Source organism: Mesorhizobium sp. M0598, from assembly GCF_040320865.1.
Taxonomy (GTDB): Bacteria; Pseudomonadota; Alphaproteobacteria; order Rhizobiales; family Rhizobiaceae; genus Mesorhizobium.
Genome location: NZ_JAMYQL010000022.1, coordinates 15,374 through 29,759 on the forward strand (window position 1 = coordinate 15,374; position 14,386 = coordinate 29,759).

13 protein-coding genes are annotated in these 14,386 nt (G+C 62.3%); 4 read left to right on the plus strand and 9 right to left on the minus strand.

Translation table 11 applies throughout. The features are described 5' to 3' along the window. Positions 1-76: 76 nt before the first annotated feature. Positions 77-2,149 (plus strand): putative bifunctional diguanylate cyclase/phosphodiesterase, encoded by a 2,073-nt coding sequence (locus tag NKI59_RS23510; RefSeq protein ID WP_352707169.1) that lies wholly within the window; start codon positions 77-79, stop codon positions 2,147-2,149. 22 nt (positions 2,150-2,171) lie between these two features. Here NKI59_RS23510 and NKI59_RS23515 read toward each other — a convergent pair whose 3' ends face one another. Then, positions 2,172-2,600, minus strand: a complete 429-nt coding sequence (locus NKI59_RS23515; RefSeq protein ID WP_352457122.1) for a MarR family winged helix-turn-helix transcriptional regulator — start codon at positions 2,598-2,600, stop codon at positions 2,172-2,174. A gap of 156 nt (positions 2,601-2,756) precedes the next feature. Here NKI59_RS23515 and NKI59_RS23520 point away from each other — a divergent pair, with 156 nt between their 5' ends. Next, positions 2,757-3,125, plus strand: coding sequence for a hypothetical protein (locus tag NKI59_RS23520; RefSeq protein WP_245274614.1), 369 nt, complete (start codon positions 2,757-2,759; stop codon positions 3,123-3,125). Between the two features lie 139 nt (positions 3,126-3,264). On the opposite strand, the gene NKI59_RS23525 is transcribed toward NKI59_RS23520, so the two are convergent. Beyond that, positions 3,265-5,310, minus strand: coding sequence for an oxidoreductase (locus NKI59_RS23525; RefSeq protein WP_023674395.1), 2,046 nt, complete (start codon positions 5,308-5,310; stop codon positions 3,265-3,267). A gap of 113 nt (positions 5,311-5,423) precedes the next feature. On the opposite strand from NKI59_RS23525, the gene queF reads away from it, so the two are divergent. Next, positions 5,424-5,885 (plus strand): preQ(1) synthase, encoded by a 462-nt coding sequence (gene queF / locus NKI59_RS23530; RefSeq protein ID WP_023674394.1) that lies wholly within the window; start codon positions 5,424-5,426, stop codon positions 5,883-5,885. Positions 5,886-5,899: 14 nt separating this feature from the next. Here queF and NKI59_RS23535 read toward each other — a convergent pair whose 3' ends face one another. The 6 genes from NKI59_RS23535 to NKI59_RS23560 form a co-directional block, all read right to left on the minus strand. Continuing rightward, the gene (locus NKI59_RS23535) at positions 5,900-6,685 is read right to left on the minus strand and encodes an alpha/beta hydrolase (RefSeq protein ID WP_352707170.1); all 786 of its coding nucleotides are present in this window, start codon (positions 6,683-6,685) and stop codon (positions 5,900-5,902) included. A 110-nt stretch (positions 6,686-6,795) separates the two neighbouring features. Next, positions 6,796-7,980, minus strand: coding sequence for a mandelate racemase/muconate lactonizing enzyme family protein (locus tag NKI59_RS23540; protein WP_352707172.1), 1,185 nt, complete (start codon positions 7,978-7,980; stop codon positions 6,796-6,798). Between the two features lie 11 nt (positions 7,981-7,991). Further along, the gene (locus NKI59_RS23545; RefSeq protein ID WP_352707174.1) at positions 7,992-8,549 is read right to left on the minus strand and encodes a hypothetical protein; all 558 of its coding nucleotides are present in this window, start codon (positions 8,547-8,549) and stop codon (positions 7,992-7,994) included. A 4-nt stretch (positions 8,550-8,553) separates the two neighbouring features. Next, positions 8,554-9,033, minus strand: coding sequence for a DUF3828 domain-containing protein (locus NKI59_RS23550; protein ID WP_352578322.1), 480 nt, complete (start codon positions 9,031-9,033; stop codon positions 8,554-8,556). Positions 9,034-9,138: 105 nt separating this feature from the next. Further along, positions 9,139-10,788 carry an ABC transporter substrate-binding protein gene (locus NKI59_RS23555; RefSeq protein WP_352707177.1) on the minus strand — a complete coding sequence of 550 codons (1,650 nt, stop codon included), beginning with the start codon at positions 10,786-10,788 and terminating at the stop codon, positions 9,139-9,141. Positions 10,789-10,829: 41 nt separating this feature from the next. Further along, complete coding sequence (locus NKI59_RS23560) at positions 10,830-12,380, minus strand: trimethylamine methyltransferase family protein (protein WP_352707180.1); 1,551 nt, start codon at positions 12,378-12,380, stop codon at positions 10,830-10,832. Positions 12,381-12,472: 92 nt separating this feature from the next. On the opposite strand from NKI59_RS23560, the gene NKI59_RS23565 reads away from it, so the two are divergent. Next, the gene (locus NKI59_RS23565; protein WP_023674388.1) at positions 12,473-13,375 is read left to right on the plus strand and encodes a LysR substrate-binding domain-containing protein; all 903 of its coding nucleotides are present in this window, start codon (positions 12,473-12,475) and stop codon (positions 13,373-13,375) included. A 17-nt stretch (positions 13,376-13,392) separates the two neighbouring features. On the opposite strand, the gene NKI59_RS23570 is transcribed toward NKI59_RS23565, so the two are convergent. After that, a complete protein-coding gene (locus tag NKI59_RS23570; RefSeq protein ID WP_352707182.1) occupies positions 13,393-14,382 on the minus strand; it encodes a zinc-dependent alcohol dehydrogenase family protein in 990 nt (329 codons plus the stop codon). Between the last annotated feature and the right edge of the window lie 4 nt (positions 14,383-14,386).

Consider the following 14,386-nt stretch of genomic DNA (forward strand, 5'->3'; position numbering starts at 1 on the left):
CGTCCCAAACCTGTTAACACTTTGGAGCCAAAGGTTATCGCACAAGAATTCGTTGGCGAGAGGGCCGCCTCAGAAAATGTCGCAGCAGCCGGTGCACGCCGTTTCGGGCAGGCTCATACTCCTGATCAAATCCGGCTACTGGCTGGCTCTGCTGATCATAGCCGCCATGGTCGTGGCCTCCTTCATCCTGCTGCAACAGGTGATGTCTACCCAACGGCACAATCAGGCGCTGCTCGATATCGTCAGCACACAGAAAGCCCTGTCGCAGCGCATCGTCTTCCTCGCCGGCGCGACAGGCAGCGCCCAGCGCGATCAACAGCGCGCCCTGGTTACCGCGCTCAAGCAAGCGACGGTGGAGTTCGAGAAGAACTACGATCTGCTGCTCGAACGGACCGCCGCCGATCCGGCGTCGCCGGCAAGGTTCGATCCGAAATCGATCGAGAGCGTGCTTTTCGCCAAGCCGTATCATCTCGACTATTTCTCGGTCGGGCTTATCGCCAACGGCGAACGCCTGATCTCGTCATTCGAATCGCGGCTCAACATGTCCGGCAATGGTGGCTACAAAGGCGGAGAGGAGCGCGTCAACCTGAACGCTTCCGTTGCCAACGCAACATTGTCGGGCTATGCCGCACTTGGCCAGCGCATCAGCGCCTTTGCAGACCAGCGATCCGAAACACTTCTCGATCTTAACCGCACATTGTTCTACTCGACCATCGGCGTCATCGTGCTGGTGGCGCTTTTCATTTTCAGGCCAATGTCGAATGCCATCCTGCGCAGGACGCGCGAGCTGGTCGATGCGCGCAATTCCATGGCCTTTATTGCCGTGCATGACGGGCTGACCGGCCTGCACAACCGCACCTTCCTGACCGAGCATTTCGATACGCTGATCAATGCCGCGCAGCGACGGCGTGAACGGGTTGCCGTGGTGCAGTTCGATCTCGACCGGTTCAAGCAGATCAACGACACGTTCGGCCACGCCGCCGGCGATTATGTGCTGGTGGCGGCTGCGCAGCGCATGCGTGATTCGTGCCGTACGTCGGATCTCAACGTGCGGCTCGGCGGCGATGAATTCGTCATGATTCTCAACGATGCCGGCAGCACCGAGGACATAGATACCGTCGCCCGGCGCATCCTGACCAAGCTCAACAAGCCGATCGTCTTTCGAGGCACGACAATCCATCCGGGCGTAAGTGCCGGGATTGCGGTCTACCCTGTCGACGCCGACAATGCGCAGGATCTGCTCGTCCATGCCGATCTGGCGCTGTATTCCGCCAAGAAGCAGGGCGGCGGCAGCTTGTCGTTCTTCTCCGAGGAGCTGAGGCACGAACTCGATTATCGCAAGCAGCTTGAGCTCGACATCAGGACCTCCATCTCGGAGAAGGCGTTCGAAGTCTATTTCCAGCCGCAAGTCTCGCTGTCGGACGGCGGCATCAGCGGCATCGAGGCTCTGGTTCGCTGGAGACATGCCGAGCGCGGCATGATCGCGCCGGGCGAGTTCATTCCGATCGCGGAAAAATGCGGTCTCATGCCCGAGATCGGCCGCATCGTCATTGCCAAGGCGATCGACGAAGCAGCCGAATGGAACCGCGCAGGCATCGCCTTCGGGCGGATCGCCGTCAATGTATCCGGCTCGGAGCTGCGCGAGACAGATTTCGAAGTCTTCCTGTTCGACATGCTGGAGAGGGCTGGCCTGCCAGCGCACAAACTGTCGCTGGAGATCGTCGAATCCGTCATCCTCGACGACGAGAAGACCGGTATCGCGGCAAAGCTGCGGCACATTCGCGCCGCCGGCATCCATCTTGAGCTCGATGATTTCGGCACCGGCTACGCATCGCTCAGCCATGTCAATCCAAACGAGATCGATCGGCTGAAGATCGACCGCCGTTTCGTCCAGAACATCAACGAGAACAGCGGCAACACCAAGATCGTGCGTGCCCTCACAGAACTCGCCCGCGGTCTCGGCATCTCGATCGTTGCCGAGGGCGCTGAAACCGAAGCCGAGCTCGACTCGCTGATGGCGATCGGCTGCGACCAGGTGCAAGGCTATTCCATCGCTTTCCCGATGCCGCCGAACAGCGTGCGCGAATGGCTGGTGGCGCGAACGCCCAAGAAGGCCAGGCTGACGGTGCTGCAGGGCTGCCGGGCGTAGATCCGTTTCCTAGCCTAAATTTCTAGCCTTCGACATTGGCCCGTAGCGCGGCCAGCACCTCTGTAAACTCTGCCAGCCTGTCGTCGGACAGTCCTTTCCGCAGCCGTTTGTCGAAGGCTAACGCGGCGGTGCGCAATTTCAGGAACAGCGCTTCTCCGGCTTGGGTCAGCTCCACCTGGTGAACCCGGCGGTTCTCGGGATCGCGGCGGCGCATCAGCAGGCCTTGCGTCTCCATGGCGTTGAGGTGGTGGGTCAGCGTTGCGCCCCGGATGCCGATCATGCCGGCGAGCTCGCGTTGGTTGGCCAGTTCCCGCGACTTGACCGACAGCAACGTGACCCAGACCGGCAGGGTGCCGCCTGCCTCGACCAAGGCAGCGTCGAAAGCCTGCGCAACCAGCTTGGCGGTGCGCGCGAGATTCATCCCGATCGGCGGGCGGTCAAAGGGCGTCATGATCCGACACTAGAACAAGGGCAAAGCCTATGGAACCGGCTCGAGCTTATGCGTTGACATCTAATCATTTGATATCTATCAATATGCCTAGCAGTGGGCAAGAGAGGATATGCGGTCATGCAATATGTCTACATCATCGTCCTCGGCCTTCACGTCATGGCGGGTGTGTTCTGGGCCGGCACCACTATCGCGGTTGCGCGCGAACCGGAGATCAGGGCGGAACGTTTCTTCCGGCCGCAAATGGGCGCAGCCGGCGTGGTTTTCCTCACGGGCTTGCTGCTGTGGTATTTCTTCCACAACGGCTCTTTCGGCTCGATGGAGAAGGTCTTGGCGCTGGGCATCTTGACGGCGTTAATCGCCGCCGGGGTTCAGGGCGCGCTGGTGGGTTCCGCCAGCAGGCAGTTGGCCGGCGCTGATGCGGCGAAGCAAACCCAATTGCGCGCCAAGATGACAAAAGGCGAACGCATCGCTGGCGGCCTGCTGGTCATCACCGTGTTCTGCATGGCCACCGCCAGGATGTTTTGAGCGTCCTGCCGCAATCGCAAGATCGTACGGTGCCCGGCGATGGCCGGCGGCGTGCGCGGCGCGCAGACCGGACCGACGTGCCTGGTGGCTCTCCGTACGGAGGTTCGGCTGCGCGCCACCAATCAATCCAAAATATTCCTCAGATTCGCAAGCCGAACCTGATGCCGTCATAGATGGCGGCGTGGATGTTGCGCGAGGCTACTGCATCGCCGATGCGGAAGAGCACGAAACCACTCTGCGGATTGCGCACCGGAAAGATGTCGCCGCCATTGACCAGTTTTTCGTAATCGATCGCGCCGGCGTTCTTCGACAGCGGCTTCAGCGCCAGGTAGAGATCGTCGAGCGGCAGCGTGCCGTGCTCGACCACCACCTGGTCGACGCGCCGCTCGCCGCGCCAGCCATCGGCGAAGTCGGAGGCGAGCTCGGCGATCAGCTGGTTGCCTTCGCGCCGCACCGAGCGCAGCCGTGTGTTGATGGTCACCGTGACCCCCTTTTCCTGGAAGGCGCGCATGTAGGGCACATGGTTCATGCCGCCCATTTCCGGGGCGAAGAAGCGTTCGGGCGAAACCAGCTCAAGCCTGGCGCCGCTATTGGCGATCAGTTCGGCAGCACCCATGCCCTGATGGCCGCCATTGTCGTCATAGAGCAGCACGTTCTCGGCCGGCTTGATGCTGCCGGCCATGATATCCCAGCTCGAGGTGACGAGATTGTCGCCCGCCGTCAGCGGCGGGTTCTGCGGCAGCCCGCCGGTGGCGATCACCACCACGTCCGGCGACAGCGCCAGCACGTCGTCCTTCTCCGCCCAGTTGTCGTAGCGGATCTCGACGCCAAGCCGGTCGAGTTCGGCCAGCCGCCAGTCGATGATGCCGATCAATTCCTTGCGGCGCGGGTTTTGCGTTGCCAGCCGCACCTGGCCGCCGGCCTGGCTCGATGCTTCCAGCACCGTCACGTGGTGCCCGCGCTCGGCGGCGACGCGCGCTGCCTCCAGCCCGCCGGCGCCGGCGCCGACGACGACCACCTTCCGCTTCGGTCCCTCGGTTTTCGGAATAATATGCGGGATATCAGCCTCGCGGCCCGTCGCCGCATTGTGGATACACAGCGCCTCGCCGCCCTCATAGATGCGGTCGAGGCAATAGGTGGCGCCGACGCAAGGCCGGATCTCGTGCTCGCGGCCCTCCATCACTTTTTTGACGATATGCGGGTCGGCAATGTGGGCACGCGTCATGCCGACCATGTCGAGCTTGCCGGTGGCGATGGCGTGACGCGCGGTGGCGACGTCGGAAATCCGCGCCGCATGGAAGGTCGGGAATTTCGTCGCCGCTCTCACCTCCCCTGCGAAGTCGAGATGAGGTGACGAGCGCATGCCGGTCACCGGGATGACCTTGGTCAGCGCCGCATCGGTCTCGATCGAGCCACGGATGATGTTGAGGAAATCGACCTTGCCGGAGCCGGCCAGCCGCCTGGCGATTTCGACGCCCTCCTGTTTCGACAGGCCTTTCTCGAAATCCTCGTCGGCGACCATGCGGATGCCGACGACGAACTTTTCGCCGACTGCGGCACGCACTGCGTCGAGCACCATTCCGGTGAAGCGCAGCCGGTTGTCGAGCGAGCCGCCGAAATCGTCGTCGCGCTGGTTGGTGGCCGGCGACCAGAAACCGTCCATCAGATGGCCGTAGGCTTCGAACTCGATGCCGTCGAGGCCGGCAGCCTGGCAGCGCTGCGCGGCCGCCGCATAGTCGGCGACGATGCGCTCGATATCCCAGTCCTCGATAGTCTTGGGAAAGGCGCGATGGGCCGGTTCGCGCACCGGCGAAGCCGACAGGACGGGCAGCCAGTCGGCCTTGTTCCAACCGGTGCGGCGGCCGAGATGGGTGATCTGTATCATCACCTTGCAATCGTGCTCGTGGCAGGCATCGGTAAGCTCGGCGAGCCACGGCACGATGCGGTCGTCATAGACATGCAGATTGCCAAAAGCGGCCGGGCTGTCGCGCGAGACGATCGCCGAACCGGCGGTCATGGTCAGCGCCATGCCGCCCTTGGCCTTTTCGGCATGGTAGAGCCGGTACCGCTCCTTCGGCATGCCGTCCTCGGAATAGGCCGGCTCATGGCTGGTCGACATCACCCGGTTCTTCAGCGTCAAATGCTTGAGCTGATAGGGCTGGAGGAGCGGGTCGTTGCTGGTCATCGTCTTCCTGCTGTTTCAAATTGTGCTAATGAGCGGCAAATTTTTGTTTTACGCATGTCGCTGTCCCAAAATCGCTGCGCAGTTTTGGGCGACATGCAGCAAGGAACCTGCTCATGACCGATACGAAAAATCTCACCCAGCTCGGCACCAACGTCGAGGCGCCACAGAGCCCTGAAGCGGCAGTCCTGGAAACCGTGCCGTTTTCGCGCGGCGACGGCCCGCCGGCCATCGTTCGCTTCACCTGCCCGGAATTCACTTCGCTCTGCCCGGTCACCGGCCAGCCGGACTTCGCCCATATCGTCATCGACTACGCACCCGATGCGCTGCTGGTGGAATCGAAGTCGCTCAAGCTGTTCATGACCTCGTTTCGCAACCATGGCGCCTTCCACGAAGAATGCACCGTCATGATCGGCCGCCGCATCATCGCCGCGACCAAGCCATTGTGGTTGCGCATCGGCGGCTACTGGTATCCGCGCGGCGGCATTCCGATTGACGTGTTCTGGCAGACCGGCGCGCCGCCGGAAGGTGTGTGGCTGCCCGACACCGGCGTCGCCCCCTATCGCGGGCGCGGCTAATCGGACGGAGCGGCTCACCTGATCCCGGTCCGGCACAGGTTGGTCTCCAGGAAAGGCATCACCGCGTCGCGGTACCGCTGTTGGTCATAGCGATAGAGATCAACATGCCGCGCGCGGTCGAACCAGACCAGCTTTGCGTCAGCGCCTGCCGCATCTTTCAACGCCAGTGTCTGGCTGCGAGCGACAAACGGATCCGAATTGCCTGCTAGCAGCAATATCGGCCGATCAATCGCGCCGATGCGATCGACCGGCCTGACATCATCTACCCCGAAGCCAAGGCGGAGCTGCATCTGCGCCAAGAGGATGGTCGCCTGTACGTCGCGCAACATAGGCAAGGGCGCTCGCAACGCCGTGGTTTCCAGCAAAGTCGCGTAGAGCTGCTCCAGGACATAGGCATCGGCATGCTCCTGCTGAGCGCCAAATACAAAAGCAGCCGCACCGAGCGACGAGCCGATGGCCGCCACCTTGCGACCGGCGAAGCGTTGCCGCGCAAAGGCGAGGATGCGGCTGGCGTCCTGCCGTTCGATGTAACCAAAGCCTCTGATATCGCCGTCGCTTTCGCCATGTCCCGACAGATCGAACAGCACGATCGAGTAGCCGCTTTCGAAAAGCAGCTTCGCTCTTGGAACCATGGCCAGCTTGTTTGAACCGCGTCCGTGTAACAGCACGATTGTTCCGCAACTGTCCTGCCGATCCGCCACCCAACCGGCAAGGTCGGGCGCGCCCTCCTGCTTCAGAACGATGCGCTCCACCGGTAACCCCACAGGCAGCGTGAAGCTTTGCTGAGGCACGCGGGCCACCGCGCGGCTTCCTGCCTCCCAGGTGACAGCGCAGGCCAGGACGCAAACCGCCGCGAATAAAGCAACCACGACAGGACCTCTTCTCATCGATCGGTCACGTGCACTTCGCATCAGTTGAGCGGCAGCCGCCGGTAGCGGCTGGGGTTGTTCGGGTCGCTGAAATGGTGCATCGGCCCGTGTTCGGCAAAGTGCGCTGACCAGCGTTTCATTTCCGCCGGGGCGAGCTCGACACCCAGCCCGTCACCTTCCGGCACGCGCACCGTGTTGGCGATCTGTTTGAACGGGCCGTCCTTGATGACGTCGCCGATCTGCCAGCGAAACAGGGATTGCGACGCCTCGGTGATCCATGGCGTTGCCGCCACGACGTGCAGATAAGCCGATGTCATGATGCCGAGATCGTTCGAATAGCACCAGAACCCCTTGCCCATCGCCTCACAGGCGGCAATGAATTTCAGAGTTTTCGACAATCCGCCGAGTGCTGCGAAATTGCAGACGAAGTAATCCGGCGCACCGAGCGCGACTGCCCGTCTGAGATCCGGGATGTGCGTCGAGAACGGAATGCGCGAATGCTGGCGCAGCGCAGCCATCTCCTCGAAGGTCGCGACCGGATCCTCGTAGTTGCGGATGTTGAACGGCTCGATCTCGCGCAGCACCCAGCGCGCTGTGGTCAGCGACCACTGCATGTTGGAATCGAGTTTGATCTGCGCTTTATCGCCAAGCGCCTCGCGCAGCATGCGCACTGTCCTGATCTCGAGCTCGGGATCGCCCATGATCAGCTTGCCCTCGAAGATCGTCGAGCCGTGCTGTTCTCGCATGCCGAGACAGTAGTCGACGATCGCTTCGGCGGTCATCTCGCCGCCGGCTCCGCCTTGAGCGGGGCGAAAGGCGAAATATTCCGAAAACGGAATGTCCTTGCGCACCGCGCCGCCGAGCAGCTTGTAGAGCGGCATGCCGAAGACCTTGCCTCTTATATCCCACAGCGCCAGTTCGACGGCGCCGAACGCCACCGTGGCTGCATTCTCGCCGGTGTTGGCGGTAATCTGCCAGGGCGGCACGCAGCGCGCCTCGCAGTCGGCGATGTCGAGCGGATCGGCGCCAATCAGCGCCGGCGCGATCTCGGCCTTGATCACCTCGCCGAAATGCCACCATGGCGCCTCGCCCAGTCCGACCACGCCTTCGTCCGTCTCGACCTCGATGATCGATTTCGAGGCGCCGCCGTAGAGACCAGCCGTCCACCAAAACGGAGCATCGAGCGGGACGTTGACGTGGGTGACGCGGATGTTGCTGATCTTCATCGGTTCCGTTCTCACTCGCACTGGTATTGGCTTAGCGCCCATTCGCCGGTCACCGAGAGAAGGTCGGATATCTTCCAGTCGCCATCGACTTTCCTGAATTTCCACTCCAGCCGGTGCGGGTTGCCGGCGACGACGAAGGCGACGACGACCTTGGCCTCGTCGCCTTTGATCGCTTCGATGGTCTTCAGGGTGTTGTCGATCTCCGCCTTGTCGTATTCGGAATTGTCGAGTGCCATGTTGGGATCGAGGCACTCGCCCTGCCCCGACTTCCGCAGCGCGTCGCTCTTGTCGAGCACCGACTTTGCCGGGTCGGTGAAATGGCCCCGCTGAGCCGGATCGACCTCAAGCCCGGCATGCTCGTAGAACGGCTTCACCACCGCGGTCGGCGAGCCCGGCTGCACGGGTACGGCCGGCGCGTTTTCTGCCGGCGGCAAAATTGCCGGCGGAGGTGCCGCACTGTCGGCCGGCGCGTTTGCGGGCGGCGCGCCGAACAGGCCCTGGGCGGCGGCGCTGCTCAATCCGGCCAGCAGGCACGCAGTCGCCAAAACCCAGGGACGGCAGCGAAGCACGGCGTCACTCCGGAGGCTGCCCGGCCAGGCATTCGAGCGCACTCAGCGTCCAGCCGCTGGTCTTCGAGGTAATGTCGGCGACCTTCCACTGGCCGTCGATCTTCTTCAACGACCAGACCATTTCGCGTTTGGAATCATCGCCTTCCGGAAAAAGGTTGAACGTCGCCGTCACCTCGGCGCTGTCGCCATCCAGCGTTTCGGCCAGCGTCAGCGTTTTGGCCACGGTCTTCTCGTCATAGTCCTGCGCATCGAGACCGGGGGCGAAGTCGATGCAGGGAACTTCATCCGGATGGTTCTTTGCCGCATTGTCGTTCAGCTCGAACAGTTTCGTCACCGGTGCGGTGAAGCGGTCGCGATATTGCGCATCGGCCTCGAATTTGACCGACGGGACATAAAAGAACTTCACGGCGTTGGCAGCAGGGCCGGCAAACGCGGCCGCCGGCACGGCCATCGAAAGCGCGGCAACAAAAAGTGGCAGTTTCATGGGTGTCCCCGATTGTTCACTGACGGAAGCTATCAGTACCACGCATCTTGCCCGTCGGCTTTCTTGCGGTCCATGAAATCCTGCAACGCGTCCTCTGCTGGCAACTCAGGCGTTCAGCCAGACATCCTGGAGATCCATCTCGAAGGTTTGGTGGACACCGTAGTTCTTCACCTTCTCGTTCATGTGGCTGAACAGCTTCTGCCAAAACGGCTGAATGATGACGCCCGAATCCTGTAGGATCTGCTCGATGTCCTTCATGACCTCGCGGCGCTTTTCCACGTCGATGAGCGAAAGAGCCTGCTTGAGCTTGGCGTCGAAATCAGGGTTCGAGTAGCCGGTTTCGTTCCAGGCCTCGCCGGTGCGATAGCCGAGCGCCAACACCTGTACGCCAAGCGGGCGCATGTACCAGATGGTCATCGAATAGGGGTATTTCGTCCAGTCGTTCCAGAATGTCGACCCCGGCAGCACGGTGCGCTTCACCTTGATCCCGGCATCGCGCAACTGGCCGGCAATAGCGTCGCCGGTGTTCTTTTGCCAATCGTCCTCGACGGTGATCAGTTCATGCTCGAAGTCGTCCTGCCCGGCATCGGCCATAAGCTTCTTGGCGCCCGCGGCGTCGCGTGTCTTCTTGGGCAGCGCGTAGTATTCCGGATGAATCGGGCTGACGTGGTGGTTTTCACCAACAGTGCCGCGCCCGGCGTAGCCAAGTTCGAGCACCGCTTTGTTGTCGACGGCCATCTGGAGGGCGTTGCGAACCCGCTTGTCGTCATAGGGCTTGTTCGTGATGTTGGTCCGGGCGACGAGCGTGGTCGCTGTCGCGACCTCCGATTTGACCAGCCCCATCTTGTCGAGAATGTCTATGAAGTCGGCCGGCGTCTCGAAATTGAGGTCGATTTCGCCGGAGTCGAATGCATTTATCGAGGCGTTGAAATCGGTTCCGTAGTCGATGAATTCGACGCCGTCGAGAAGCGCTTCACCGCCCCACCATTTGCCATTTTCACGACGCTTGACGACCGCTTTCTGGCCGACCGCATAAGACACCAGTTCGAACGGCCCGGTGCCAATCGGCTTCTCGATCGGATTGGCGCCGTCGGCGTCGAAGTTGCGATGGACCACCAGCGCCGGATAGTCGGTGAAGTTCGGGATCAGCGAGATGTCCGGCTCGTTCAGCTTCAGCTTCACCGTGTTGTCGTCGACCTTGGTGATCGCCCCTTCCCTGGCCTTGCCGGTCTTTGCATCGATCAGCGCACCGACGCGCGCGGCCATCGAATTGCCGGCGGCCGCCTTCTCGCACCAGCGCGTCAGATTGTAGGCCACGTCATCGGCGTTGAAAGCATCGCCGTTGTTCCAGGCGATGCCCTTGCGCACATGCAGCACGTATTCGGTGGCGTCGTCGTTGACCTCCCAGCTTTCGAGCAGAACCGGCTCGAATGTGAACTGGCGGGTGTAGCGGACAAGCGGCTCGAGCCAGCAGCGTGAAATGTTCGCAAGTTCCACCCAGTCGTAGGTGCGCGTGTCCTTTTGCGCCTTCACCGACATCGAAACGTGCAGCGTTCCGCCTTTCTTCGGCTCTTCAGCCAAAGCCCGCTCTGGCACGGCAAGTCCAATCATGCCGTAGGCAAGGGCCGTCGATGCGCCGAAAGCGCTTGCCAGGGCCAGAAACTCCCGCCGGTCGACGCGACCGGCGCGCGCCTCGCTGGCCATTGCTTCGATGGCGCTCGGTACGCGATCGCCGTTGCTTCTGAAGAGTGTCATTTTTTCCTCCCTTATGGTTCGCATCGGGTCTTCGCCCGTGATCAACTAACGCTGTCCGGCAGTTTCTCCTCGCGCCGCGCAATCAAATCTTTGAGACCATCGGCGATGCCCTCATCGAGCTTCGGCTCCTCATAATCGGCGAGCATGTTGCGCGCTTTCTCGCGGCCGCGGGTGTCGTGGTCCTTTGCTCCTTCCGCCTTCCACTGTTCGAACGAATTGAAGTCCATGATGCTCGGTATGAAGAAGGCGGACTCGAAATGTTCAAGCGTGTGCTGGGTGCCGAGGAAATGGCCCTGCGGTCCGACCTCGCGGATAGCCGCCATAGCCTCCTTGAAATCGTCGAATGGCAGCCCGCCAGCATATTTGTACCAGCCGACAAGCTGCTCGCAGTCGGTGGCAAATTTCGAATAGCCGCAGGTCAGGCCGGCCTCGAGCCAACCGGCAGAATGCCAGATGTAGTTGGCGCCGGCAAGGATGGCGGCATGCATCAGCATGTTCGCCTCGTAGCCCGCCTGGGCGTCGTTCAGCTTCGAGCCGACATGGAAACCGGACGTGCGCCACGGCAGACGATACTTCCGCGCCAGCGCGCCCATGAGATACATCATCTGGGCCGCCTCCGGCGTGCCGCCCATGGGAGCGCCGGTCTTCATGTCGACCGTCACCATGAACTGTCCGTAGATCTGCGGCGAACCCGGACGCAGGAGCTGTGTGAACGCGACGCCCGCCAGCGCTTCGGCATTGACCTGCGCGACCGCTCCGACGGCAGAGGCCGAAGTCGAGGCGCCGCAAAGGGCGAAGGGGGCGAGGATCAGCGGCTGGTTGTGGCGCGCATAGACTTTCATCGCGTCCAGCATGGTGGCGTCCCACACCAGCGGCGAATTGCAGTTGGTGATCGACACCAGGACCGGGTTGTCGCGGACATAGTCCTCGCCGAACACGATGCCTGCCATCGCCATCGTGTCTTCGGCTCGATCCCTGGAGGTCACGATGCCCATGAACGGCTTGTCGGAGTGCTTCAGCGCCGAATGGATGATGTGGAGGTGACGTTTCGGCACCGCGATTTCCATCGGCTCGCAGATGATCGAGCTCGACGAATGCAGCGCCGGCGCCATGTAGGCGAGCTTGTGGAAATTGTTGAGGTCGGCGAGTGTGCCGTAGCGCCTGATGTTGTCGAGGTCGCGCACGTAAGGCGCCCCGTACATCGGCACGAAGATGGAGTTGTTTCCACCCACACGTACGGAACGCTGGGGATTCCTCGCATTGAGCGTGAACTCCGACGGGACCTTCGAGATGAGCTCCATCAGCAGGGCGCGGTCGATCCGGACTCTTGTCTCCGAGACATCGGCGCCCGCCGCCTTCCACATTGCGATCGCCTCGTCGTCGCGGAACTCGCATCCCACTTCTTCGAGGATGGAGAGCGACTCCTGGTGGATCAGCTCAACCGCCTCGTCCGGAACCATCTGATAGACGGGAATCTGGCGGACCAGGGTTGGAAACGACGCTATGGGTGCGCCCCGCAGCGCCTTGCGCCCCAGGCGGCCACCGCTGCGGCGGTTGGTGTGTTCGCTCACTTCAACGGCCGGTGCGTTCATGAAGGCTCCATATTCCTGTTGGTGACCAATCTAGCCAGACAAAATGCGGCTGTGACGCTGGAAAATCCTGATCTCTTGTATAAGCTCAGCTTATGCGAAGCTTGCGCCACCTGCTGCCGTCGGCCGGCAGCCTGATCGTTTTCGAGGCCGCCGGGCGGCTGTCGAGCTTTACCGCCGCCGGGCGCGAGCTCGGTATGACGCAGGCTGCCGTCTCCTATGCGATCCGTGGGCTCGAAGAGCAGCTCGGCGCCAAACTCTTCCAGCGCCGCCACCGGCAAGTCAGCCTGACCGAGGCCGGCGACCGCTTCCATGCCGACGTCTCGCTCGGCCTGTCGCACATTCGCAAGTCGGCGGAGGATCTGCGCCAGATCGCCGTCGGCGCGCATGTGACGCTCGCGGCCTCGACCGCCTTCGCCTCGTTCTGGATGATGCCGCGCCTGCAGCAGTTTCGCGACGAATTGCCGGGCATCGACCTGCGCATCCAGACCGCCGACCGCGATCTCGACATCATCGCCGAAGACATCCCGCTCGGCGTCCGCGGCGGCGAGCCCAAGGAATGGCCGGATTATCATTCGCTGCCGCTGGCCGATGAGGTGATATTCCCCGTTGCCGGCGTCAGTTATGTGGCACGGTTCGGGCTGCCGGAGCGTGTCGCGGACCTTCAATCGCACCGCCTTATCCATCTTGAAGAGCCGTTTCGCGAGGCCGCCAGCTGGGACGAATGGTTCGCCTCGGCCGGTGTCGACATCGCCGATGCCGGACGCGGCTTGCGCATCAACGACTATGCGCTGGTGATCCAGGCAGTCATGGAAGGGCAAGGCATCGCGCTCGGCTGGGGTCACCTCGCCGAGCGGCTGCTGGCATCAGGGCTGCTGGTGCGCGTCACCGGCCACACGATGACGACCGGCAAGGGCTTTCATGTCATCTGGTCGAAGAACCGCGAACTCAGCGACAATGCCCGCAAGGTGCGGGACTGGCTGGCGGCGCAGGCGTGAGGCCGATAAATGCCCGGTCAAACGGTCACGACGATCTTGCCGAATTGCTCGTTCGATTCGAGATAGCGGTGCGCCTCGACGATCTGGTCGAACGGAAAGGTTCTGGCGATTGCCGGCTTCAGCGAACCCGAGCTCAGTCCGTCAAGGATGAACGCCTTGGCGGCCTGCAGCCGGACCGGATCGCGCACGATCTCATGGACGAGATAACCGCGCAGCGTCAGTGTCTTTGCCAGCACTGCAGGTAGCGGAAAGGGTGTCGGGTCGAGGCTCAAGCCGCCATATTCGATGAGAATGCCACCCGGTGCCATCGCTGCCGTCAGAGGCTTGAAAATCGGGCCGCCGACGGCATCGAACACCACGCGCACGCCGTCCGGGCCGGCGATTCGCTTCAGCCTGGCTTCCAGGTCCTCCTCTGCCGAGGCGATGACGTGGGCCGCGCCGAACTCAAGCAAAGCCCGCTTCTTGGCGGACGTCCGTGTGACCGCGATCGGGATCGCGCCAACCATGTTGGCGATCTGGATCGCCGCCAGTCCGACGCTGCTCGATGCCGCAGTGATGACAACAAAGTCCTCCCTGCCGAGTTTGGCAATGTCGATCAGCGCACCGTAGGCGGTGAGATATTGCATCCACGCTGCGGCGGCTTCTTCCCAACTCAGCGATGGTGGATGCTTGACGACGAGCTCGGCGGGATATGTGGCAATCTCACCATAGGCAGGCCAGCGGGCCATCGATAATGGCGGCACGATGCTGACGGCATCGCCGGGCGCAAACCCGTCCACGCCTTCGCCGACCATCTCGACGATACCCGCCGCCTCGAGCCCAAGACCGGAAGGCAACGGCGCGGTCTGGATGTAGGTCCCCGAACGCAGCAGCGCCTCGGCGCGGTTTATACCCAACGCCTTGACGCGGATCTGAATCTCACCGCTCGCGGGCGCAGGCGTGTCAACATTCTCGATGCGCAGGACCTCGGGACCACCGAGCTCATGAAAGCGAACGACACGTGCCATCGGT